Source organism: Pseudomonas sp. NPDC087342 (assembly GCF_044744265.1).
Taxonomy (GTDB): Bacteria; Pseudomonadota; Gammaproteobacteria; order Pseudomonadales; family Pseudomonadaceae; genus Aquipseudomonas; species Aquipseudomonas nunensis.
This window is the reverse complement of record NZ_JBIUXZ010000008.1, coordinates 161,719-184,384: the sequence shown is the minus strand read 5'-3', so window position 1 is coordinate 184,384 and position 22,666 is coordinate 161,719. Positions and strand designations below refer to the sequence as shown.

Here is a 22,666-nt window from a genome sequence, read left to right as displayed (position 1 = left end):
AACATCAGGGAAACACGGAAGATGAGTCACCCCTCACAGTTCACCTTGCTCCGCACCCGGCGTTTCCTGCCGTTTTTCGTCACACAGTCCCTCGGGGCCTTCAACGACAACATCTTCAAGCAGTCGTTGATCCTCGCCATTCTGTACAAGTTGACCATCGACGGTGACCGCTCGATCTGGGTCAACCTGTGCGCGTTGTTGTTCATCCTGCCGTTTTTCCTGTTCTCGGCGCTGGCCGGGCAGTTCGGGGAAAAATTCGCCAAGGACGCGCTGATTCGTCTGATCAAGCTTGGCGAAATCGCGATCATGGCGGTCGGCGCGGTCGGCTTTATGTTCGATCACCTGTCGCTGATGCTGGTGGCGTTGTTCGCCATGGGCACCCACTCGGCGCTGTTCGGGCCGGTGAAGTATTCGATCCTGCCGCAAGCCTTGCGTGAAGAGGAACTGGTGGGCGGCAACGGCCTGGTGGAAATGGGCACGTTCCTGGCGATCCTCGCCGGGACCATTGGTGCCGGGATCATGATGTCGTCCGGTCACTACGCGCCCATCGTCTCCACGGCGATTGTCGGTGTGGCGGTGCTCGGTTACCTGGCCAGCCGCAGCATTCCCCGCGCGGCGGCCGCATCCCCCGAGATGCGCCTGAACTGGAATATTTTCACTCAGTCCTGGGCCACCTTGAAGCTGGGCCTGGGGCAGACGCCAGCGGTGTCGCGTTCGATTGTCGGCAACTCGTGGTTCTGGTTTGTCGGGGCGATTTATCTGACGCAGATCCCGGCCTACGCCAAGGAATGGATGCACGGCGACGAAACCGTGGTGACGCTGATCCTGACCGTGTTCTCGGTGGGTATCGCCCTCGGTTCGATGCTCTGCGAGAAACTCTCCGGGCGCAAAGTCGAGATCGGCCTGGTGCCGTTCGGCTCGTTTGGCCTGACGGTGTTTGGCTTGCTGCTGTGGTGGCATTCCGGTGGAATTCCCGACAGCGTGACCGGCCATGGCTGGATCGAAGTCCTTGGTTTCGGCCACACCTGGCTGGTGTTGATCGACATCCTCGGGCTGGGGATTTTCGGTGGTTTCTACATCGTGCCGCTGTATGCCCTGATTCAATCGCGCACGGCCGAGAACGAGCGGGCGCGGGTGATCGCGGCCAACAACATTCTCAACGCATTGTTTATGGTGGTGTCGGCGATTGTCTCGATCGTGTTGCTGAGCATGGTGAAACTGTCGATCCCGCAATTGTTCCTGGTGGTGTCGCTGCTGAACATCGGCGTCAACGCCTACATCTTCAGCATCGTTCCCGAGTTCAGCATGCGTTTCATGATCTGGCTGCTCAGCCATTCCATGTACCGCGTGGAGCATCGCAACCTCGACCTGATTCCCGACGAAGGCGCGGCGTTGCTGGTGTGCAACCACGTTTCGTTTGTCGATGCCTTGCTGATTGGCGGCGCGGTGCGTCGGCCGATTCGCTTTGTGATGTACTACAAAATCTACAACCTGCCAGTGCTGAACTTTATCTTCCGCACGGCAGGGACGATTCCGATCGCGGGACGTCAGGAAGACATCCAGATCTACGAAAAGGCCTTCAAGCGGATTGCTCAGTATCTGAAGGATGGCGAGTTGGTGTGCATCTTCCCTGAAGGAAAATTGACCGCTGACGGTGAGATCAATGAGTTCCGGGGCGGGCTGACGCGGATTCTCGAAGAGACACCGGTGCCGGTGATTCCGCTGGCGTTGCAAGGGTTGTGGGGGAGTTTCTTCAGCCGCGATCCGGGCAAGGGTTTGTTCCGCCGGTTGTGGTCGCGGGTGACCATCGTGGCAGGGCCGGCGGTGGCGGTTGAAGTGGCGGAGCCGGCGAAGTTGCAGGCGATGGTGGGGGAGTTGCGTGGGGCCGTTAGGTAGTTGGTGTGATTGAGGGCCTCTTCGCGAGCAAGCCTCGCTCCTACAGGGGAATGCGATTTCCTGTAGGAGCGAGGCTTGCCCGCGAAGGCTATCTAAAGGTCAGGCGCTAACCTTAAGCCCAATCAAACCGGCAATAATCAACGCCACACTGGCCAACCGAAACAACGCCATCGATTCCCCAAACAGAATAATCCCGGCGATCACCGTGCCCACCGCACCCACACCCGTCCAGATCGCATAGGCCGTGCCCAGCGGCAATTCCTTCATGGCAAGGCCGAGCAAACCCAGGCTGATGGCCATGGCGGCGACGGTGAGGGCGGTGGGGAGCGGGCGGCTGAAGCCGTCGGTGTATTTCAGGCCGACGGCCCAGCCGACTTCGAACAGGCCGGCGAAAAACAGAATGATCCAGGACATGAAAGACCTCCATCGATTGACGGGGTCGTCCCCAGATTAATGACTCGATCGAGCCGCGAGGTCGTCCTCGCGTTGCGCCATAGAGTGCCAATCCTTAACCCGGGGATCAAGTTTGGCGCTTACTCCGTTGCTTCTCGCGCGGCGATTTCCCGGTCTTCTTTCTCGCTCATCCGACGGAAATACGTCGAAAGCAGCGCCCCGGAAATGTTGTGCCACACACTGAACAACGCGCTCGGCACTGCCGCCAGCGGCGAGAAGTGCGCGCTGGCCAGCGCGGCGCCCAAACCGGAGTTCTGCATGCCGACTTCCAGTGCCAACGACTTGCGCTGGGCCAGCGGCAGCTTGAACAGGCGCCCGGTGAAGTAACCCAGCAAGTAGCCAAAGCTGTTGTGCAGCATCACCACCGCCATGATCAGCAGGCCGGATTCGGCAATCTTCGCCTGACTGGCCGCCACCACCGCCGCGACGATGATCACGATGCTCACCACCGACACCAGCGGCAACACTTCTACCGCGTGACGCACCTTGTCGCCGAGCACCCGTTGCGCAATTACGCCGAGCACGATCGGCAGCAGCACCACTTGCAGGATCGACCAGAACAACTCCATGAACGACACCGGCAACCACGCCGAAGCCAGCAGCCAGATCAGCGCCGGGGTCAGCAACGGGGCGAGGAGGGTGGTGACGGCGGCAATGGCCACCGACAACGCCAGATCCCCGCGCGCCAGCCAGGTCATCACATTCGACGAGGTGCCGCTTGGGCAGCAGCCGACCAGAATCACGCCGACCGCGATTTCCGGCGGCAGGTGAAACACCTGGCAAAGTAACCACGCCATACCCGGCATGATCACGAAATGAGCGACCACGCCCAGAGCCACACGCCACGGATGGCGAGCGACTTCGGCGAAGTCTTCGAGCTTGAGGGTCAGGCCCATGCCGAACATCACCAGCCCCAGCAGCGGCACGATGGCGCCTTTCAGGCCAATGAACCACGCAGGCTGCAAGAACGCCACGACGGCGAAAATCAGCACCCAGTAGGCGAAGGTGTTGCCGACGAAGCGGCTTAAAGCGGCGAGGGCGCGCATGGCCTGATCCTTATTATTTAAGTTGCACCAAAAACCATTGTGGGAGCGAGCTTGCTCGCGATGGCGATATAACAGTCAACATCTGTGTCGGCTGACAGTCCGCTATCGCGAGCAAGCTCGCTCCCACATTAGTAATCACAAGGCTTTAGATGCCTTGTGGGGTCTCTTCGCCACCCAACGCTTCAACCAGCGCCGGCAGGAAATCGCCGAAGGTCAGCATCATCAGGGTGAAGCTGGCGTCGAGTTGGCCGAGGGCTTCTTCGCCGCCGTCCTGTTCCGCCTGATCCTGCAGCAAGTCTTCGAACTTCAGGCGTTTGACGGTCATTTTGTCGTCGAGCATGAACGACAATTTGTCCTGCCAGGCCAGGGACAACTGGGTCACCACTTTACCGGTGCTCAGGTGCAGCTGGATTTCTTCGCTGGTCAGGTCCTGACGCTTGCAACGCACAATGCCGCCGTCTTCGTGGGTGTCGCGCAGTTCGCACTCGTCCAGTACAAAGAAGTCGTCCGCGGCTTTCTGGGTTTTGACCCAGTCAGTCATGGTGGCGGTCGGGGCCATTTTCACGGTCAGCGGACGTACCGGCAGCGTGCCGACTACTTCACGCAGGGTCGACAGCAGGTCTTCGGCGCGTTTCGGGCTGGCCGAGTTGACCAGGATCAGGCCTTGTTTCGGCGCAATGGCGGCGAAAGTCGACGAGCGACGGATAAAGGCGCGCGGCAGGAAAGCCAGGATGATTTCATCCTTGATCTGATCACGCTCCTTCTTATAGACCTTGCGCATTTGCGTGGCTTCGATCTCTTCGACCTTTTCCTTCACCGCGTCGCGCACGACGCTGCCCGGCAGAATGCGTTCTTCTTTACGGGCAGCGATCAGCAGGAAGTCGCCGCTGACGTGGGCCAACGGAGCATCTTCGCCCTTGCCGAATGGCGCGACGAAACCGTAGGTGGTCAACTCCTGGCTTGCACAAGGACGCGCCAGTTTGGTCGCCAGTGCAGTTTCCAACGCCTCGGCATCAAAAGGCAGATCTTGGGTCAGGCGATAGATAAGCAGGTTTTTGAACCACATGGGGCGAGTCTCTCCTTTATACAAAGGGGGGCATTATTCTCTTCGCGGCGCCATAGGCCAACCCTTCTCTAAGCCTTTGGAAGGCCTGAGAAAATTAATTAAAAAAGTGCTTGCCAGAGGTTGGGGTGCTCCGTAGAATGCGCGCCACACCGAAGCGAAGGGTGATTAGCTCAGCTGGGAGAGCGTCTGCCTTACAAGCAGAATGTCGGCGGTTCGATCCCGTCATCACCCACCACTTTCACGCTACGCGCAGCGGTAGTTCAGTCGGTTAGAATACCGGCCTGTCACGCCGGGGGTCGCGGGTTCGAGTCCCGTCCGCTGCGCCATATTCGGTAACCTGGAATGCTGAACGCCAGGTCACCACGGAAAAGCCCGCTCACGCGGGTTTTTTTCTGCCCCAAGTTTGTACGTTGTTCCCGCAGGTCGTGTCGTTTCACCGGTTTTCAGATTTATTTGAAAAAATATTCAATTAAATCAACACTTTATGAAAATCTGTGGCACAATGCGCCCCGCAACGAAGGTAAAGGGTGATTAGCTCAGCTGGGAGAGCGTCTGCCTTACAAGCAGAATGTCGGCGGTTCGATCCCGTCATCACCCACCACTTTCACGCTACGCGCAGCGGTAGTTCAGTCGGTTAGAATACCGGCCTGTCACGCCGGGGGTCGCGGGTTCGAGTCCCGTCCGCTGCGCCATATTCGGTAACCTGGAACGCTGAACGCCAGGTCACCACACAGAAAGCCCGCTTAATGCGGGCTTTTTGTCGTCTGGGATTTGGCAAACCAAACGGTGACCCCGTAGCAGCTCGCGAAGCCTGCGTTCGGCTGCGAAGCAGTCGTGAAATCAGGCACCGCGGTGTGCCAGGCAGAACTCGCACTCAGATCTTACGACTGCTGCGCAGCCGAACGCAGGCTTCGCCAGCTGCTACAGGGGCGCTGTGTCTGTTATTGCTCGGCGTTGCGGCTGTGGCGGTAATCGCTTACCGCTTCATACACCGCTTTGCGCAGACGATTAATCCCGCCAATCGGCCGATGCGCTTCCAGCCCGAACCACGGGTTAAACGACTGGTTATCGCATTGCAGATTCAACGCCGGCGTATCGAAATCCTGGGCCGGCACGTTGATCTTCGCGACCGTCTCGAACGGCGCATCACTCTCGCGCCATTCAATGCTCGTGTCCTCAATCGGCATGTACTTGTTCGCATCCTGGCGCTGGATCTGCAGGACGAAGCACGCCGGCACGCGGTCTGTGGATAACTGTTGATTCAGCGCACTGCGCAGGAAGTTCGGCAGGTCCTGATTTTGCTTCGGCAGGTTATAGACCGGGCAACTTCCCGGATCCGGCATCACCCGGAACTTGGCATTGGCTTCCCCGAACTTGTAGGGCGAAACCGAAAAGTACGTAGTCTGCGTCGGACTGTCCGGGGCAGGGGAGAGCGTTGCCAAGGCAATAAACAAATGACGCACCTGCCACGTGCGCGGATCCCAACCCGGAAAGAACGCCATCACCGATTTGCCGTCAGCCTGCGCGGCCACATTCTGACGGTACTCGGCGACATCGCTGACAAAGAAATTCGGATGACTGAACATCACGAAGTCCTGCTCGTGACGATTCACCTGATCGGCCAGCAACGATTTGCCGGGCACATCGAGCAACTTGATCGCCATGCCCCGGGCATCGCGCATGCTGTCGAACTGCGGATAGGCGTTGCCATTCGACAGGCGCACGGTGGCTTGCCAGGTTTTGCCCGGTTCGCTGAACACACCTTGACGCAGTTCCGCCGCCAGATCCGGCAACACTTGAACCTCTGCCTTCACACAGCCATGCGCCTTGGCATGGGCATCGCGCAGATAGCGGGTGCTTTCACGGTGCTGATCGACGATGCGCACGGCGGTCTGGATGATGTCCTGAGTCATCGCCGCTTCACCGGCCGGGATCTGCTCGTCGGCGGACACCGCGCCACTGTGCTGCCAGGCAAACCACGCAGTGGCCAATGCCCAACCCAATAGCCCCAGGCCCAGCAGCCAAAGCAGAAGTTTTCCGAGGAAGGCGCCGAGGCGCAGCCAAAGCGTAATCAGCATGAGCAAATCCTTTTGACGGAGACAGGGTTCATGGCAATTGCGCCTCCAGCGGACCACCCAGGACTTTCAGGTATTCCAGCAGCGCCCAGCGTTCCTGCGGTTGCAGCAAGCGGCCGATGACGCCGTTGCCACGCTCACCGGCGCGGAACTCGTGGCCGCTGTTGTGATTGCCGGTGACGCGCGTATCGAACACAAAGCCGTTGTTAAAGGCCTCGGTGCGATAACCAAGATGCCGAGGGTCGTACTCGAAGCTGCCTTTATAGAAAGTGGTCGCGCGCTCGTCCTGAGGCGAGAGCAACTGATAAATGCTCGGCACCGAACCGTTGTGCAGGAACGGCGCCGTGGCCCACACGCCGGCCAATGGTCTGGCTTTATAGGCGCGCAGTTCCTGAACACCGATCGGCAAGCCGAAACCATCCAGTTTCGGTCGCTCTGCTGGCGTGACATTGGCCTCGCGGTACGCCCGGTTCTCGACGAACGCGGTGACGTAGGCCAGCCCCTTGGCCACTGAGAGCTTGCTCAAGTCCAGCGGCTCGGTGGGTTTGGGGTGCAATTGCACGTCCAGTTGCCCTAGCTCCGCCGGGTCCCATTGCAGCGACGTCAGGTCGAAACGGTGGTCGGCAATATTGTCGGCAGCGGTGGGGTCGGTGCCGATGGCGGCGACCGGAATCAGTTTGAGTTGTTGCACGTCGCGTCCGTCGACGGGCTTCACCCGCGGCACATGGCAACCGGCGCAGTTCTCGGCGAACAACGCGCGACCTTGAGCGGCCAAGGGTTTATCGACGCTGCCCAGCACATCCTCTGGCCAAGCGGGCGGCTTGAGGCGTTGCAGGGTTTCTTCGATCAGATTCAGGTCGCGCACGCGCACGCTCGAAGGGTAGCGAGCATCGCCTTGCAGCGGCTGGCCGTTGGTGTCGAAGAAATTCAATGTCGCGCCGACACCCAGTGCTTCGCCGATATTGCGCGCCATCGGTTGCTGCGCCGAACCGTTCCACTGCACCCAGTCGAAAGTCCAGATATCCCACAGCTGTGGATAATCCACTGGCGCATTGGCCACGCGGTAGTTGGCGGGGGAAATCGCATCGCCGAAGGTGGCGTTGGCGATGCGTCCGAACGCATCGGCGCGGCCGGGGCCTTCTTCGGTCGGATAGAGTCCGCGATGGGTGTCGTTCCACGCGACCTTCACGAAGGTATCGAGTGAGTCTTTGAAGTTTTCGCGTAGGGCTTGATGCCCGGCGTCGTAGTCCGCGCCCAACACGTTGCGTGCGAAACGTTCGAATTTCCAGGGGTTGTAATACGTCGACACAAGACTGGCGACCAATGCCTGGCCGAAACTGCCACCGCGCAAGGTCGGCACACTGGACGGCAGCACATGCTGCGCCGTGCCGCCATCGATCCGCACGGCTTGGCCTTTGAAGCGAAGTTCGCCGGTGTGGCAAGCGGCGCAGGTGATGTCGAGGAATTGCTCCTGGCTGCCGGGATTCTGGTGTCGGGCAAAGCCCACGGGCAAGTTGCCCGGGTTGTTCGGCGTGGCTTTCTGCGCGGGATCGATCAGAAAACCGAAACGCGCGAGGTATTCAGGGGCGGCGAATCGCTGCTGCGAAAACGGCAGTTCCAGCGCCTCGAACCAGTCGTAACGCAGGCCTTTGACCTGGGTGCCCTGGGGGGTGAAGTAGTAAGTCTGACGATCAGCCGCGCTCCACTGCTCCAGGTAATGCACCTGTTGCGCGGGGGAGTAGTCGGGCAGCTTCGGATTGGCCACGTAGTACAGAACCACGGCCAACCCGAGCACCAGCAGCACAACGGTCAGAACCAGCAAGCGGGATAAGAGGCGCAAGATAAACATCCTTGTCGATTTTTAGCTCTCTTATGCCTCAGCTCCATGGGTGGCGGCAAGTGGCCATTACGCCAGATGTTGTGGGATCCGGCATCGACGTCTATAAGAAGAAGATGACAGAAACTTCATCCAGCTCATTCCCGAAATGCTTTAAAAGACCTGAACTTATCAGCAGTATCCTGCTCTCATGCCGGTAGCCATTGGTCGTGGCCGCCTGATAAGCTCGCGGCTTTATTCGATTGCCCTTTAGGCGCATGAACAAGGAAATAGCATGAAACAGCATCGGTTGGCGGCGGCGGTGGCCCTGGTAAGCCTGGTACTTGCGGGTTGTGATTCGCAGACCAGCGTAGAGCTGAAAACCCCGGCGCAAAAAGCTTCCTACGGGATTGGCCTGAACATGGGCAAGAGCCTGGCTCAGGAAGGCATGGATGATCTGGATTCCAAGGCCGTAGCCCAAGGCATCGAAGATGCCGTCGGCAAGAAAGAACAAAAGCTGAAGGACGACGAACTGGTTGAGGCCTTCGCAGCACTGCAAAAGCGTGCAGAAGAACGCATGGCGAAAATGAGCGAAGAGTCGGCAGCCGCTGGCAAGAAATTCCTCGAAGACAACGCCAAGAAAGCCGGTGTAGTGACCACTGCATCCGGTCTGCAATATGAAGTCGTGAAAAAAGCCGACGGCCCTCAGCCTAAGCCGACCGACGTAGTGACTGTTCATTACACCGGCAAGCTGACCAACGGCACTACCTTTGACAGCTCGGTTGATCGCGGTAGCCCGATTGATCTGCCGGTCAGCGGTGTGATCCCGGGTTGGGTCGAAGGCCTGCAACTGATGCACGTCGGCGAGAAGTACAAGCTGTACATTCCTAGCGACCTGGCTTACGGCGCGCAAAGCCCAAGCCCGGCAATCCCGGCCAACTCGGTGCTGGTATTCGACCTGGAACTGCTGGCAATCAAAGATCCAGCGAAACAAGACGCCGCCAAGTAATCGACGTCTGCTACAAAAACAACGCCTCGCATTCAGCGGGGCGTTGTTGTATCTGGCATTTGGCAAAGCGCAAAGAAAGCGAACGGATGCTGTAGGCTGGAGTCATAGCCAGTGTGAGCGCTTGGGCTAGCCGCACCGGACCGCCAAGTCAATGAAATCTTGGGTTTTTTTATGTGAGTAAAAAACGCCCGATCTGAGTTGAGCCCTTATAAAACGGGGCTCTCAGCCGTGAAATGCAGCTCTGTTCACAAGGTTATCCACAATTTGTGTGGATAACATTTCAGCGGGAGGAAAAGATGAAAGCACCCTGGAATTTCGCTCGCTTCCTGCCATTGGCCGGACGCCTTCTCGCCCGAGGTCGCCTGCCGACCCTGCTGTTCGCCGTGGCCAGCAAAGGCGCCAGCGAAGGTGGCCGCCTGGGCAAACTCAAGGATGACCTGCGCCTGTTGCAGGCCCTGTGCCTGGCCTACTGGCGCGGCGAGTACCGGGCCATCAGCCGCAAATCGATCCTGACCGTCGTGGCTGGCCTGATGTACTTCCTCAGTCCACTCGACGCCATCCCGGATTTTATCCCCGTGTTCGGCATGCTCGACGACATCGCCGTGCTCGCCTGGGTGATGAAAACCCTCGACGACGAGCTCAACGCCTTCCGCGCCTGGCGCAATCGGCAGTTGCCGGAGAAGCTCGCAGTGGTCGAACGACTGCCCGATACCCCGGAACAACTTCAGCTCCAAGCGCCAAAAAAAGACCGGATTGATTGAGTTTCGTCCATAGATTGATGCCCCCGCGACCTTGGCCGCTGTTAGGATTACACTTCAAGGGAAAAGTGCCGACTCGCTAAGTGTCGTTGTCCTACGGGGAAGTCATGGATATTCAGATAATCACACGCGAAGGCGAGCCCGAATATGCGGTTTTGCCATGGGCTCAGTATCAGGCTCTACTGAAAGCAGCAGGCATCGATCCACAACCGCCGCGGGCCGCTCCAGAGCGTCCGACGGCAACACCAGACCAGATTCTTCCGGGTCTGGATCAACTCCGCAGTTTGCGCGAAGGGAAGGGCATCGCCATTGAGGCGCTCGCCCGCACGGTAGGCATCAGCCCGTCTTATCTGGCCTTGATCGAAAGTGGCGAGCGTCTACCCGACGCTGCGATTCGCCGCAGCCTGGCCTGGGAATTGACGGTGCCAGGGTGGAGGGATGAATCGTGAGCGTACGCATCAGTCGTCAACATTGGGACGGGTTATTGGGCGAGTTGGACCAGGCGCGCCGCCAGCGTCATCTACTGACCTACCGAGCACTGCTCGAGCGTTTGCAATTGCCCACACCGGCAATGCAAACCCTCACCGCTGCCCTTGAACACCTCGCCGCACTCGACGCCAAAGCCGAGCAGCCCCTGCGCAGCTCGCTGGTGATCAGCCAGGGCGCCAGCCGTCTGCCGCGCACCGGCTTCTTCGAATGCGTCGAACGCCTGGGACGCTTCTCCGGCCCATCCGACGGTGTCGCCGCTGCTTCGTGGCACGCCTCGGAAGTGGTGCGGGTGTTCGAATACGAGTACCCCGAATCCGCGGAGGCCTGAGTGTTTTTACGACTCAAGGCGTGGGCCGGTTACCGACTGGCCCGTAGGCTGTTTCACTGGTCATGGTTCGTGCGACAGCCCCGAGGCTGGAAATGGCTCGAAGGCCAATTCGCCCGCATGGCCAACCTCGGCGACGTCGGCGCGCAAAGCTTCTACGGCCACATCCTGACCTTTCGCGGCGTTGGCCTTGGTGCCCGCGAGGAAGGCCTGCGCTTGCTGCGCCTGGCAGCGTTGGCGGGGGATGGCAAAGCGGCGTATCAGATTGGCGTGATCAGTTTGGCGGGCACGCCGAGCAAAGCGCCGGACCCGGTGGAAGCGGCGCGGTTTTGGCGGATTGCGTTGAAGGCTGGACATCCGTTGGCGGAGATCAAATTGAAAGGGTTGCCGAGCGATAGCGATTCGCAGTGATCCGCCGATTGTTCAAAAAGCAGACGCGGCGGGGTGAATCCTACGATCGTTCACGAAAAACACCCGCCCGCGTCTTTACGCTTGTCGCACGCAATGACTACCCCTTATAAAGGCAAACTTTCTCTCTCGAAGTAAAAGGATACGAGCATGAGCAATGCCTGGAATGAAGGGTATTTCACCGACGAAGGCTACACCTACAGCTACAGCCGTGAAATCAATCCAGTCTTCCTGCGCTATTGCTTGTTGTTGCGCGGTTTTGCCAGCCTGGAGACAACCGAGGGCAATCACTGCGAATTGGGCTTTGGCCAGGGCGTCTCGATCAATATCCATGCCGCAGCCAATCCAGGGGCCTGGGTAGGCACTGACTTCCATCCGGGCCAGGCGGCTCATGCCAATGCGCTTGCGACTGGCTGGGGCAGCGATGCGCAACTGTATGACGACAGCTTCGAGCAACTGCTGGCCCGTCATGATTTGCCGCAATTCGACAGCATCAGCCTGCACGGCATCTGGACGTGGGTCAGTCGCGACAATCAAAAATTGATCGTCGAATTCGCCCGTCGTCACCTCAAGCCAGGTGGTCTGCTGTACATCAGCTACAACTGCTTCCCCGGCTGGTCGCCTTTGGCGCCATTGCGTCATCTGTTCAGCCTGCACGACCGCTTCGGGACAAACCGTTCCGAAAGCCCGGACCAGCGCATAGACGCCGCATTGCAATTCTCCGAAGCGCTGCTGGCGGCCAACCCTAACTACGCCGCCTCGGCCCCGAACCTGAACGCCAAGCTGCAGAGCATCAAAGGCCAGGATCGGCAGTACGTCGCCCACGAATACTTCAACCGCGACTGGAACTGCATGTACTTCACCGACGTGGTCGAAGCCCTGGCCCCGGCCAAACTCGACTTCGCCACGACGGCCGTGCCACTGGATACGGTCGATCCGCTCAACTTGAGTGCAGAAGGCATGGACTTTCTGGAGAGCATCGATCATCCGATCGTGCGCGAACAAGCGCGTGACTACTTCGTCAATCAGAATTTCCGCCGAGATGTGTACGTGCGCGGTGCCAACCGACTGTCCGCTTCGGAACAGCGCCAAGGTATGTTCAATACTCGTTTTGTCCTGCTGCAGGCGGCAGACAGTGTCTCCGATACCGTCAAGGGGCCGGCAGGCGAAGCGTCGCTACAGGCAGAAGTATATGGCCCCGTACTCGAAGCGCTGGCGGCCAGCGGCTATATGCCCAAGACGTTGCGCCAGTTGTCAGGGGCGGTGCCCTCGATGTCTTACGACGATCTGGTGCAGGCCATCACTGTGCTGGTAGGGATGAACGCAGCGGCACCGTGCCAGAGCGAAGCGGCCGAGAAGCTGGTACAGGCACGCTGCAGCACCCTCAACTTGCAGCTCTGCAAACGCTCGCTGCTCAGCAACAAAATCCAGGTCCTGGCCAGCCCGGTAACGGGCGGCGGTGTGCCGATCAGCCGCTTCCAGCAGCTGTTCCTGATATCGATCAAACAAGGCAAAAAACACCCGGCGGAATGGGCGCAACTGGCCTGGAACGTCATCAACGAACATGGCGAAGGTCTGCTCAAGGATGGTAAGGCGCTGACCACGGCTGAAGAAAATATTGCCGAACTGACCGAACAGGCTGAAGCGTTTGCCGTGGATTCGCTGGTGATTCTTAAGGCGTTGGGCATCATTTAACCCGCAGCGTCATTGATGCACCTGACAGCGGATGTCAGGTGTTAATGAGTTAAATCCAATCAAGGAAGATAAAACATTGAAAACAGCTCTCTGCGCCCTGTTATTGATAGGCCTGACCACCAGCGCACTCGCTGACTCCGTCGGCTTCCAGGCCTCCACGCTGCCAGACCCGCAAAACCAGCGGCCGGTGGAAATGGTCGTCTGGTACCCCACCGCAAGCGCCGCCACCCCGCAACTGTTCGGCGACAACCCCGTATTCGTCGGCGCCCTCGCCGTGCCCAACGCACCACCGACTGCCGGCGAACACCCATTAGTGGTGATCTCCCACGGTAACGGCGGTAGTTGGATCAACCAGACATGGCTGGCCAGCGCACTCGCCCACAAGGGTTACATCGTCGCGGCAGTCAACCATCCCGGCACCACCAGCCGAGACCGCAACCCCCAAGCCGCCGCACAACTATGGCAACGACCTGCTGACCTCAGTCGAGCTATCGACGCAGTCACGGCTCAGCCGGAAAGATTTGGTGTGGTCGCGAAGGATCGAATTGCGGCTGTGGGGCATTCGCTTGGCGGGTGGACCGTCATGGAAATCGCCGGGGCGCGGTTTGATCCTGATCGGTTTGCCAAGGACTGCGTCGTCCATTCGAAGTTGGCCAGTTGTACCGCCTATCAAGCGATGAACCCCGCAAGCACTCCGGCATCGAAGGCTCGGTTGGCTGCCGACCTGCGCGATAAACGTGTTACTGCCGTTGTTTCATTGGACTTGGGGTTATCGCGTGGGATGACGGATGAAAGTCTCGCGAAGTTGCCGGTTCCGACGTTGGTGATTGCGGCGGGTGTGCCGTCTGAAGAGCTTCCTGCTGAGTTGGAGTCTGCTGATTTGGTTAAGCGTTTGCCGCAAGCGTCGACGCGTTATGTTGAGATTAGTGATGCTAGTCACTTTAGTTTTATGGCGGTGTGTAAGCCTGGGGCGGTGGCGATGCTTGAAGGCGATGTGCCTGGGGATGGGATTATTTGTGGGGATGGGGAGGGTGGGAGAGCGCGGGAGGTGATTCAGGGGCAGGTTATTTCGTTGATTGATGAGTTTCTGGCGCAGTCGCCACGCGGCTAAATGGACAGTTTTATTGACTGCTGGCGTCTAGGGATTGTTGGTGGGCACTAAGGTAGCTGCCGGCACCGCTGCTATACCTGAGCAGCTTGCTAGCTCGCTTGTTTGGGGGCGACCGCCTTGAGCCGATGTAGCCTTTGCGAAAGGCTGCAACCGGCCATTAGCGGACGCTCGCAAGCCCCGCTTCCGGCCAAAAGGAGGCAATCGAGCGCACCCAGCCAGGGTCAAGCTCTGATATTGGCAGAGCGATATCCTTAGCGCTTGCGGCAGAGGGGCGGGGTCGGTTTCCTGCTAGACAACAGCTCTTAATCCTTAGGACTACCAGAGTTTAAAGTATTATCGTCTTTTGCTCGCAGAAGCTTTTCGTCGAGCGTCGATATAGATGACATCCGAAGCCGTATCACCATTAGCATCTTGAATTTCATGTATTTTTGTGAGCTTGTCACCCAGCCTCCCAACATCAATCAACACGAAAATACCGTACACAAGCCCCTCCGACTCTTTGTAGAGTTCCAGCTGAGTTTCATATCCATGGACTGCACTGGAGTTGGTCGACAGCTTAAACTCAACGACTACTTTGTCATACCAACCGCCTGACACTTTAAAATCCACAGGCCCGTTGCCTCCATTGGATTCTGGCGAAATATCCAAATCGTAAGCCTCACAGAAACTGACCGCACTGCTGAAGAACAGATTCTGAACACTGCGTTCATGCTTTGGTTTCGCGCCCTCCCAGAGCTCTTTCCATAACCCTCTGTCCTCGACCTGCATCTTAAATATCCTAAGTATTTCAAGTACCACGTCACCCGCTGTCTTCGCGCTCGGACGACGCTGGTAATATCGTGTAACCTCAGAAATCTGCCGCTTTTGTTTATCGCCAAGAGAGTTCCAGAACTCTGGACTCTTTAAATCCTGCGAGAGCTGATTGAAGCGGCCGTGAATTGCCCTTTCCAGCTCATCCATTCGGCGGAACAACATCTCAGGAGATGAATCCCTCCTGACGCTTTGCAAATAAAATAGAATCTGTTCTGGTTCCGGACTAATACCTGCCCCCATAAGCAGCTCGATGGCTTGGCTATGAAGGTTAGGGCCTACTTTTCTCTCAAAATCGCGAGAGAAACACACGTCCCAAAGCTCGCGCCTGACCTGCGTGGAAAAGTCAGAGAGGATATCAACGTCTGGTGGCGTCAATACATATTCCAGATAGTAATCTTTGATGAATTTGCTGCGGATGTTAGTGACCATTTTGATCAGACCCATCCCGACATAAGGCTCCGGTAGAAAATTTGGATCACGATCGAATATCATTTCAAATAGGTCACTAACTAGGCCAGCCTGCGAGAGGGTTGACACCCGAAATTCAAAAGGCGCGTCACATAGTTCGTTGGCTAGCGAAAAACCGTACTCATCAATCTTACAGTGTGGGGTGAGTACGCTAATATCCCCTGACTCGAACAAATAAACTCTTACGCCTTTACACTTGTAAATATATGACCATCTACCCAAAGCTGCCGCCGCAACACCATCATATAGAATAAGCGCACGATGCTCGTAATACTCTTTGAATGAATTGGTTGTTATTTCTAATGAATTGCGCCCGTTCTTCTTGGGTATAAAATTTACGCTTATATTTTCTGGCAACTTCTCAAATAATGATTTCTCATCGAGTAGGGAATTAAGCGTTCGTCTAGTGACAGCAACGAGATCCACGCTCTCTCCCGAAATCTCCCTCACTGCTGCCAGCAAAAGGACTTCTACCATACCCATAGCTATTCCTTGCACAATGTGAGGCTAAAAAGCAGTATGTTACCGTTTTCAGACATCCAATACATCTGCCGTGTCGGATTGGGAATCCAATCCGAATGCGTATTGCAGCTTTAAGACTGTGACCAGATACCTCACGGACCTCCACAATGCAATCAGGCTCAACCGCGCTTCTTACGCCACAAGTGCGGTCGCGGTTCAAAGCGCTCCAGATTATCTATCTGCTGAAAGCGTCGAAACTGCGAAGAGCGCCGTATTTAGAACGGGCTTAAGTTTGCGCTATCTGTAAAGGTATGAATGTTGACCCACTGCTTCCGATGCCGATCTTTAGCTTTGGGTCGATAGCTATAGTCGCTTAACTCCTAAGCTCTGTGACGATTCGCTCGCACCGCTGGGTAAAGTTTTGCGGTATCGCGTGAGTCTGTCGCAGGTGCTCAATTTTCTGCGACATGAAATGTGATAGCTGTGGCTCTGCGACGGATTGGTGCAACTTCGATACGCTCGCCATTTCTCAGGGTTGGGATCAGCAACCGAAGCCTGTCAAACTGGCGATTTTACTGGCGTACGATTTGGCTGCGAGCTTCACGCAGTAGAACCGCTGTGAGGTCACCATGCATTTACCCGATGACCGCTTTTGGCCGAAAGCGGTCACTCCAAATAATGGAAAAATAGGGCTGGGCTGTAGCAAAGTCGTTCGCACCGTTACTGAGCGAATATTCCGGGCAAGGTCTTCGGAAGTTTCCTTCAAGTCGCGGCGGTTTTGGTGAACTGGTGCGCGGTGGATTCGATCGGTAGGCTTTGGTGGTCGCTGTGTATTCAGCGACAAGGGCGTAGGAACCCTTCAAGACTTGTAAGGTGACATTGGCGTCGATGCTTGATTGCGGCCGTTGAATTGCGTCCGTAAGATTCGTTGCGGCGGCTGTGTGCGGGCACGCTTCGGTGTGGTCGAGTTTTGCCTTAAAAGTCTCGATATTCCTACCCCGCGCATAGCTGCCACCCTAACCTGTAGGAGGGTGGATGGCAGTTTCCATCACACTTTTAAGGTTTTAAAAATGACAACACTGCACCCCGATCCTCCTTACGAAAAACCAACTCCCCACCCCAAAAGCCGCTTCATGGCGCTCACCAGCAATTGCGACGACATGCCGACCTTGTTCGTGGATACCCATGCGCCGCTTGATGTTTTGTATGACGCTGCCAATTATCGAATTCGTGCGGTTACTCAGGTGCTGGAGAACATGTCTATGCGTGGGTCGATTGAGTGTGAGTCCTTCATTCTCAGTGACTTTGCGTTGCTGTGTGCCATTCCGTTGCGGGATGGGTGTGATGTGTTGGGTGTGTTGGGGCGGCGGTTGCGGGCGATGCCTTCGGCGGAATAGTTTTACAGATCTCGGGTGTTTGATCTGGCGTCTTCGCGGGCAAGCCTCGCTCCTACAGGGTTTTGTGTTGGTTGCAAAAATTGGGCATTACGCTAAACCCCGTAGGAGCTAGGCTTGCCCGCGAACGCGTCAGGTCGATCACCGCTGTCCCATCAGCAGTTCATCCTCTCGTCCAGGCACCGCAAGGCTATCAATCACATGCACGCTATACCCCGGCACGTTCTTCGCGTGGTGTTTGGCTTGTGACGCCATCTCTGCCAATTGACTCGCATCGAGTTGTCCACAGGCTTCGGGGTGCAGGTGCACCACGCCGATGGACAGCGACAGCAGTGGAAACTCCTGCCTTACACCTTGGCGATTCGGCGCGATGAGGCACCCAGCCTCAAGATGCTCAGCGCGATAGAACCGCCGACACTGGCTGTGAAAATCATCCAGTAGCTGGTTCAAACGTTTGCGCCAATCCTCCGGCCCGAGCACCAGCAAAAAGTCATCCCCGCCGATATGTCCTACGAAGTCGCGGGAAGGGTCTACGCGATCATTCAGACACTGCGCCAGACACAGTAGGACTTCGTCCCCACGGCCATATCCGTAGATGTCGTTGAAGGGTTTGAAGCTGTCGATGTCGACGTAGCAGATTACCGATTCCCGCGCTTGTTGTAGCAGGCGGGTCAGGCATTGTTGGATGGGTACGTTGCCGGGGAGCAGGGTGAGCGGGTTGGCGTAGCGGGCTTGTTGGATTTTGAGTTCGGTGATCAGTTTGAGGACGTCGATGACGCGGCCGAGCCCGAGGTAGCTGCCGTTGAGGGTGATGATGAAGTCTTCTTCGATGCGTTGTCGGGCGCGGCTGGTGATGAGGCGGCTGACTTGTTGCAGGGATTGGCTCATTTCGACGGCGAGGAAGTCGTCGTTCATCAGGCGGCTGATGGGTTTGCGGGCGAAGAGGTCGGTGGCGAAGGGCTTGAGCAGGGCGTCGGAGAGCGAGTGGCGGTGGACGATGCCGCACGGTTGGCCTTGTTCGTCGAGCACCGCCAGTGAGTTCAGGTTGGCTTGGCGGCGGAAGGCTTCGAGTACGGTCGCGGTCGGGGTGTCGCGGGCCACGGCGGGTTGGTCGTTGAGCAGGGCGCTGAGGTCGCTGCCTTCGTCGTTCAGCGCCACCACGGTGCTTTCCTGCTTGGGCATCAGCGCCCGTGCATCCCGTGGCGGATGTTCCTGGGGGCGGCAGAGCAGATAGCCTTGCACCAGGTCGACGCCCATTTCGGTGAGTATCGCGAGTTCCTCCGGCAACTCAATGCCTTCGGCGATCACTAGCGCGCGGGAGGCCTTGGCGATTTGCAGGATCGAGCCGACGAATTCGCGTTTGAGCGCGTCCTGGTGGATACCGTCGATGAAGTGCCGATCAATTTTGACGTAGTCCGGCCGCAGCTCGGACCACAGCCGCAAACTCGAATAACCCGCGCCGAGGTCGTCCAGTGCAATCGAAAACCCCATCGCCCGGTAGTGATGCAAAGCGTTTTGCAGCAGCTGGAAATCATCGGTCGGGGTTTGTTCGGTGAGTTCGATCACCACCTGACTCGGCGGGATGCCGAAGTCCTGCAGCAGTTGCAGGGTGCGGCCCGGTTGGTGCGAGGTTTCGAGCAGGGATTCCGGCGATACGTTGAGGAACAACTTGCCCGGCAGTTGCTGTTCGTTGAAGCGGCGGCAGGCGCTTTGGCGACAGGCGATTTCCAGCTCACTGAGACGCCCGGCCTGACGGGCCACGGCGAACAGGGCGATGGGGGAGTGCAGTGGGCTGTTGGAGGGGCCACGGCTGAGGGCTTCGTAGCCGACGATTCGTCGTTCAGAGAGGGAGATGATCGGCTGGAACAGACTGTGCAAACCGCTTTGAGCCAGTATTGAACTCAAGGCACTCAGCTGTTCGGTCGTGGTCATGGCGTTCTCTGGCGATAAAAAAAGGACTGGGAGCGGACTCTTGATTCAAGAGGCGCTCCCAGTCCTGTATTTCACGACAGAATGATGACTGTTTGATGACGCTCCGGAGAGCGTCAGCATTAAATTGCCATCATCTTAGTGCTTGGCTACCTGGTTACTCAGTTTTAGGTAATCCAGCAGCACCCGCCCGGTTTCGCTCAGGTAGGCATCGTCTTCCGGTTTGATTTTGTCCGGCTCGGCCGCGATGGCATCTTCGTCTTCTTTCTTCAGCTCTTTGAGCGGTTCTTCGCCCTTGGCTTTGCGACGGATGTTTTCCATGACCAGTTGCTTGGCTTCGATGTCGGCGTGTTGCTTGCGACGATCGGCTTCGTTGAGGCTGACGGTTTTTTCTTCCATCAGCTTCTGAGCCAGGGCCAGCTTGTCGCGGATGAACACAAACTCCGCGTCTTTGGCCGAACGTACGTCGTGCTCGGATTTGAGCTCGGCGATGTATGGCTTGAACGGGTCGGTCGCCGGTTTGATCGAGGCCTTGATGGTGTCCCACGGCATGGCTTCCGGCAGGGCGCTTTCGCCGATTTCCTTGGTGTCGATGATCGACGGGAAATCCACATCCGGCAGTACGCCCTGATGCTGGGTGCTCTGGCCGGAAACCCGGTAGAACTTGGCCAGGGTCAGTTTCAGTTCGCCATGGTTCAGCGGCTGAATGGTCTGCACGGTGCCTTTACCGAAGGTCTGGCCGCCGATGATCAGTGCACGGTGATAGTCCTGCATGGCGCCGGCGAAAATCTCCGAAGCCGAGGCGGACAAGCGGTTGACCAGCAACGCCATCGGGCCTTTGTAGAACGCGCCCGGGTTTTCATCTTCCAGCACATCGACCCGGCCGTCGGCGTTACGCACGAGTACGGTCGGACCTTTGTCGATGAACAGACTGGTCAGCTCGGTGGCTTCCTGCAAAGAACCGCCGCCGTTGTTACGCAGGTCGATGACCACGCCGTCAACTTTGTCTTTCTGCAACTCGGTCAGCAGTTTCTTGACGTCGCGAGTGGTGCTCTTGTAGTCCGGATCGCCAGCACGGAATGCCTTGAAGTCCAGGTAGAAGGCCGGGATCTCGATGACGCCGAGCTTGTAGTCCTTGCCGTCCTGTTTCAGGTTGAGGACCGACTTCTTCACAGCCTGATCTTCAAGCTTCACCGCTTCACGGGTGATCGGCACGATTTTGCTGGTCTGGTCGTTTGGCGCATTGCTGGCCGGAATCACTTCCAGGCGCACCACGGTGCCTTTCGGCCCACGGATCAGCTTGACCACTTCGTCCAGGCGCCAGCCGACCACGTCGACCATCTCTTTGTTGGCCTGGGCCACACCGATGATCTTGTCGGCCGGGGCCACCATTTTGGTCTTGTCGGCCGGGCCAGCAGGCACCAGACGCACGACTTTCACCTGGTCGTTATCGCTCTGCAACACGGCGCCGATGCCCTCGAGGGACAGGCTCATGTTGATGTCGAAGTTTTCCGCGTTATCCGGCGACAGATAGTTGGTGTGCGGGTCGTAGGACATGGCGAAGGTGTTGATGTACGCCTGGAAGATATCTTCCGGACGCGTCTGGTCCAGACGCGACAACTGATTTTTGTAGCGCTTGGTCAGGGTTTCCTGGATCTGCTTGGAATCCTTGCCGGCGATCTTCATCCGCAAGACTTCGTCCTTGACGCGTTTGCGCCACAGGTCGTCGAGTTCGGCGGTGGACTTGAGCCACGGGGCATCCTTGCGATCGATCAGCAAGGTTTCCTTGGCGGTGAAGTCGATCTTGTCGACGCCTTTGTTCAGCTCTGCAAGGGCGAAGTCCAGACGCGCTTTGACGCGGTCCAGGTAGCGCTTGTAGATGGTAAACCCGGCGTTCAGGTCGCCGCTTTTGAGGAAGTCGTCAAACTGGGTTTTCCACTTGTCGAATTCGGCAATGTCGCTGGCCATGAAGTAGCTGCGCGATGGATCCAGCAGCTTGAGGTAGCTGTCGTAGATGATCACGGAGCGCGCATCATCGAGCGGCGGCTTGCTGTAGTGGTGGCGCTTGAGCAGCTCGACGACGTTCAGGCTGGCGATAACTTCGTCACGATCAGGCTGAAGGTTGTCCCAGCTATTGGCTGCAAACGAATTGCTCGACATCGGCAAAAGGCCGATACCAATAAATAGGGCTAGGGCGGTGCTGGGAAACAGTTGCTTCATGCTGATTCGACGCGGGGACAATTGATCACGCATATTAGGCCGTCTTTGAAGTCGCCGGTTCCACAAAGGGCCGGTCACATAATGCAAGAAAGCCCGGCGCTACCGCTACGGGCTCAGTCCAGACTCACTATGGAGGCACTGTGAAAGCATTGCAAGGCGTTGACGGTCAAGTGGAGTGGGTTGAAGAGCCGAGTCCTACCTGTGATGTAGGACAAGTTCGCATTCGAGTGGCGGCAGCGGGTCTCAATCGCGCAGATTTGTTACAGAAGGCGGGCCTTTATCCGCCCCCGCCGGGAGCCAGTCAGGTGCTCGGTCTAGAGTGTTCCGGGGTGATCAGCGAGGTCGGCGCGGGCTCGTCCTGGCAGGTGGGGGACAGGGTTTGCGCCTTGCTGGCCGGGGGCGGGATGGCCGAAGAAGTGGTTGTCGACGGACGGCATGTGCTGCCGGTGCCCGAAGGTTTGTCGTTGGCCGAGGCGGCAGCGTTGCCCGAAGTGTATGCGACTGTTTGGTTAAATTTATTTCATCTGGCCGGCCTCAAACCCGGTGAGAAAGTTCTGCTGCACGCCGGGGCAAGTGGAATCGGTTCAGCCGCCATTCAGTTGTGCAAGGCGTTTGGCAACCCGTGCTGGGTGAGCGTCGGGTCCGCCGAGCGTTTGGCCTACTGCGAAGCTCTGGGAGCCCAGGGCGGGGTGGTGCGCACCGGGGATCTGGAGAGCTTGAGCGATCTGGGGCCGTTCGATGTGATCCTGGATCCGGTGGGCGGCAATTACGCTGCGCTGAATCTCAAGTTGACGGCGCTGGATGGTCGCTGGGTGCTGATCGGTCTGATGGGCGGCCGCGAGGCGAAGCTGGATCTGGCGCAGGTGCTGGGCAAGCGTGTGCAGCTGCTGGGCTCGACGTTGCGCAGCCGTGACGATCAGTTCAAGGCAGATGTGTTCAGTGATCTGAGCCAGCATGTGTGGCCGTTGTTTGCAGAAGGGCGGTTGAAGCCGCAATTGGCCAAGACGTTCAAGATCAAGGATGCCGAAGCGGCGTTTGCGGAATTGGCGAGCAATACGGTGGCGGGGAAGTTGGTGTTGGTGATTGACGAAAGTCTGACCTGATTCCCTGGGTCCACATAATCCCCGTAGGAGCGAGGCTTGCCCGCGAATGAGACGACACGGTGTATCTGTCAGACCGCGTCATCGTTCTTCGCGGGCAAGCCTCGCTCCTACAGGGGCGAGGAGCGTCCCG

Annotated in this window: 18 protein-coding genes and 4 tRNA genes; 14 read left to right on the top strand and 8 right to left on the bottom strand. The window is 57.8% G+C overall.

Annotated elements, in window-relative coordinates; all coding sequences use genetic code 11:
• Positions 1 to 21 precede the first annotated feature (21 nt).
• Positions 22 to 1,896, top strand: a complete 1,875-nt coding sequence (locus ACIOYV_RS18735; RefSeq protein ID WP_054615695.1) for an MFS transporter — start codon at positions 22 to 24, stop codon at positions 1,894 to 1,896.
• 99 nt (positions 1,897 to 1,995) lie between these two features.
• On the opposite strand, the gene sugE is transcribed toward ACIOYV_RS18735, so the two are convergent.
• The 3 genes from sugE to rdgC form a co-directional block, all read right to left on the bottom strand.
• The gene (gene sugE, locus ACIOYV_RS18730) at positions 1,996 to 2,310 is read right to left on the bottom strand and encodes a quaternary ammonium compound efflux SMR transporter SugE (protein ID WP_010456757.1); all 315 of its coding nucleotides are present in this window, start codon (positions 2,308 to 2,310) and stop codon (positions 1,996 to 1,998) included.
• Between the two features lie 119 nt (positions 2,311 to 2,429).
• The gene (locus ACIOYV_RS18725) at positions 2,430 to 3,395 is read right to left on the bottom strand and encodes a bile acid:sodium symporter family protein (RefSeq protein WP_401325863.1); all 966 of its coding nucleotides are present in this window, start codon (positions 3,393 to 3,395) and stop codon (positions 2,430 to 2,432) included.
• Between the two features lie 145 nt (positions 3,396 to 3,540).
• Positions 3,541 to 4,461, bottom strand: coding sequence for a recombination-associated protein RdgC (rdgC, locus tag ACIOYV_RS18720; protein WP_054049554.1), 921 nt, complete (start codon positions 4,459 to 4,461; stop codon positions 3,541 to 3,543).
• 159 nt (positions 4,462 to 4,620) lie between these two features.
• Between rdgC and ACIOYV_RS18715 the strand changes: the two genes are divergently transcribed.
• The 4 genes from ACIOYV_RS18715 to ACIOYV_RS18700 all read left to right on the top strand — a co-directional run bounded on the left by ACIOYV_RS18715 (position 4,621) and on the right by ACIOYV_RS18700 (position 5,153).
• Positions 4,621 to 4,696 (top strand) — tRNA-Val (locus tag ACIOYV_RS18715).
• A gap of 14 nt (positions 4,697 to 4,710) precedes the next feature.
• Positions 4,711 to 4,787: transfer RNA gene (locus ACIOYV_RS18710), tRNA-Asp, on the top strand.
• Positions 4,788 to 4,986: 199 nt separating this feature from the next.
• A tRNA-Val gene (locus ACIOYV_RS18705) sits at positions 4,987 to 5,062 on the top strand.
• A gap of 14 nt (positions 5,063 to 5,076) precedes the next feature.
• Positions 5,077 to 5,153 (top strand) — tRNA-Asp (locus ACIOYV_RS18700).
• 249 nt (positions 5,154 to 5,402) lie between these two features.
• Here ACIOYV_RS18700 and ACIOYV_RS18695 read toward each other — a convergent pair.
• Complete coding sequence (locus tag ACIOYV_RS18695; protein WP_401325860.1) at positions 5,403 to 6,539, bottom strand: catalase family protein; 1,137 nt, start codon at positions 6,537 to 6,539, stop codon at positions 5,403 to 5,405.
• Positions 6,540 to 6,567: 28 nt separating this feature from the next.
• Positions 6,568 to 8,376, bottom strand: coding sequence for a di-heme-cytochrome C peroxidase (locus ACIOYV_RS18690; protein WP_401325858.1), 1,809 nt, complete (start codon positions 8,374 to 8,376; stop codon positions 6,568 to 6,570).
• Between the two features lie 271 nt (positions 8,377 to 8,647).
• Between ACIOYV_RS18690 and ACIOYV_RS18685 the strand changes: the two genes are divergently transcribed.
• The 7 genes from ACIOYV_RS18685 (at position 8,648) to ACIOYV_RS18655 (ending at position 14,147) form a co-directional block, all read left to right on the top strand.
• Complete coding sequence (locus ACIOYV_RS18685; RefSeq protein ID WP_054615693.1) at positions 8,648 to 9,361, top strand: FKBP-type peptidyl-prolyl cis-trans isomerase; 714 nt, start codon at positions 8,648 to 8,650, stop codon at positions 9,359 to 9,361.
• Between the two features lie 296 nt (positions 9,362 to 9,657).
• Positions 9,658 to 10,122, top strand: coding sequence for a YkvA family protein (locus ACIOYV_RS18680; RefSeq protein ID WP_054049560.1), 465 nt, complete (start codon positions 9,658 to 9,660; stop codon positions 10,120 to 10,122).
• A gap of 104 nt (positions 10,123 to 10,226) precedes the next feature.
• Positions 10,227 to 10,568 carry a helix-turn-helix transcriptional regulator gene (locus ACIOYV_RS18675; RefSeq protein WP_054049562.1) on the top strand — a complete coding sequence of 114 codons (342 nt, stop codon included), beginning with the start codon at positions 10,227 to 10,229 and terminating at the stop codon, positions 10,566 to 10,568.
• Complete coding sequence (locus ACIOYV_RS18670) at positions 10,565 to 10,936, top strand: hypothetical protein (RefSeq protein ID WP_003223109.1); 372 nt, start codon at positions 10,565 to 10,567, stop codon at positions 10,934 to 10,936. The genes ACIOYV_RS18675 and ACIOYV_RS18670 overlap by 4 nt, the downstream gene beginning before the upstream one ends.
• A complete protein-coding gene (locus ACIOYV_RS18665) occupies positions 10,937 to 11,344 on the top strand; it encodes a sel1 repeat family protein (RefSeq protein ID WP_401325854.1) in 408 nt (135 codons plus the stop codon).
• Between the two features lie 147 nt (positions 11,345 to 11,491).
• Entirely contained in the window at positions 11,492 to 13,036 is a 1,545-nt protein-coding gene (locus ACIOYV_RS18660) for a class I SAM-dependent methyltransferase (protein WP_401325851.1), read from the top strand.
• 76 nt (positions 13,037 to 13,112) lie between these two features.
• On the top strand, positions 13,113 to 14,147 hold the full coding sequence (locus ACIOYV_RS18655) for an alpha/beta hydrolase family protein (RefSeq protein WP_401325971.1): 1,035 nt from the start codon (positions 13,113 to 13,115) through the stop codon (positions 14,145 to 14,147).
• Between the two features lie 333 nt (positions 14,148 to 14,480).
• Here ACIOYV_RS18655 and ACIOYV_RS18650 read toward each other — a convergent pair whose 3' ends face one another.
• The gene (locus tag ACIOYV_RS18650) at positions 14,481 to 15,911 is read right to left on the bottom strand and encodes a hypothetical protein (protein ID WP_401325848.1); all 1,431 of its coding nucleotides are present in this window, start codon (positions 15,909 to 15,911) and stop codon (positions 14,481 to 14,483) included.
• A 1,049-nt stretch (positions 15,912 to 16,960) separates the two neighbouring features.
• On the opposite strand from ACIOYV_RS18650, the gene ACIOYV_RS18645 reads away from it, so the two are divergent.
• Positions 16,961 to 17,287 (top strand): hypothetical protein, encoded by a 327-nt coding sequence (locus ACIOYV_RS18645; protein WP_401325845.1) that lies wholly within the window; start codon positions 16,961 to 16,963, stop codon positions 17,285 to 17,287.
• 138 nt (positions 17,288 to 17,425) lie between these two features.
• Here ACIOYV_RS18645 and ACIOYV_RS18640 read toward each other — a convergent pair whose 3' ends face one another.
• Positions 17,426 to 19,216, bottom strand: a complete 1,791-nt coding sequence (locus tag ACIOYV_RS18640; protein ID WP_401325842.1) for a bifunctional diguanylate cyclase/phosphodiesterase — start codon at positions 19,214 to 19,216, stop codon at positions 17,426 to 17,428.
• A 135-nt stretch (positions 19,217 to 19,351) separates the two neighbouring features.
• Positions 19,352 to 21,433 carry a carboxy terminal-processing peptidase gene (locus ACIOYV_RS18635; RefSeq protein WP_177332725.1) on the bottom strand — a complete coding sequence of 694 codons (2,082 nt, stop codon included), beginning with the start codon at positions 21,431 to 21,433 and terminating at the stop codon, positions 19,352 to 19,354.
• 140 nt (positions 21,434 to 21,573) lie between these two features.
• On the opposite strand from ACIOYV_RS18635, the gene ACIOYV_RS18630 reads away from it, so the two are divergent.
• Positions 21,574 to 22,536, top strand: a complete 963-nt coding sequence (locus ACIOYV_RS18630; RefSeq protein ID WP_401325839.1) for a zinc-binding dehydrogenase — start codon at positions 21,574 to 21,576, stop codon at positions 22,534 to 22,536.
• Positions 22,537 to 22,666: the final 130 nt, after the last annotated feature.

Bases quoted from the DNA above. Each gene is read 5' to 3' on its own strand.
- ACIOYV_RS18735 (WP_054615695.1), top strand. From the start codon at position 22: ATGAGTCACCCCTCACAGTTCACCTTGCTCCGCACCCGGCGTTTCCTG.
- sugE (WP_010456757.1), bottom strand. From the start codon at position 2,310: ATGTCCTGGATCATTCTGTTTTTCGCCGGCCTGTTCGAAGTCGGCTGG.
- ACIOYV_RS18725 (WP_401325863.1), bottom strand. From the start codon at position 3,395: ATGCGCGCCCTCGCCGCTTTAAGCCGCTTCGTCGGCAACACCTTCGCC.
- rdgC (WP_054049554.1), bottom strand. From the start codon at position 4,461: ATGTGGTTCAAAAACCTGCTTATCTATCGCCTGACCCAAGATCTGCCT.
- ACIOYV_RS18695 (WP_401325860.1), bottom strand. From the start codon at position 6,539: ATGCTGATTACGCTTTGGCTGCGCCTCGGCGCCTTCCTCGGAAAACTT.
- ACIOYV_RS18685 (WP_054615693.1), top strand. From the start codon at position 8,648: ATGAAACAGCATCGGTTGGCGGCGGCGGTGGCCCTGGTAAGCCTGGTA.
- ACIOYV_RS18680 (WP_054049560.1), top strand. From the start codon at position 9,658: ATGAAAGCACCCTGGAATTTCGCTCGCTTCCTGCCATTGGCCGGACGC.
- ACIOYV_RS18675 (WP_054049562.1), top strand. From the start codon at position 10,227: ATGGATATTCAGATAATCACACGCGAAGGCGAGCCCGAATATGCGGTT.
- ACIOYV_RS18660 (WP_401325851.1), top strand. From the start codon at position 11,492: ATGAGCAATGCCTGGAATGAAGGGTATTTCACCGACGAAGGCTACACC.
- ACIOYV_RS18650 (WP_401325848.1), bottom strand. From the start codon at position 15,911: ATGGGTATGGTAGAAGTCCTTTTGCTGGCAGCAGTGAGGGAGATTTCG.
- ACIOYV_RS18645 (WP_401325845.1), top strand. From the start codon at position 16,961: ATGACAACACTGCACCCCGATCCTCCTTACGAAAAACCAACTCCCCAC.
- ACIOYV_RS18640 (WP_401325842.1), bottom strand. From the start codon at position 19,216: ATGACCACGACCGAACAGCTGAGTGCCTTGAGTTCAATACTGGCTCAA.
- ACIOYV_RS18635 (WP_177332725.1), bottom strand. From the start codon at position 21,433: ATGAAGCAACTGTTTCCCAGCACCGCCCTAGCCCTATTTATTGGTATC.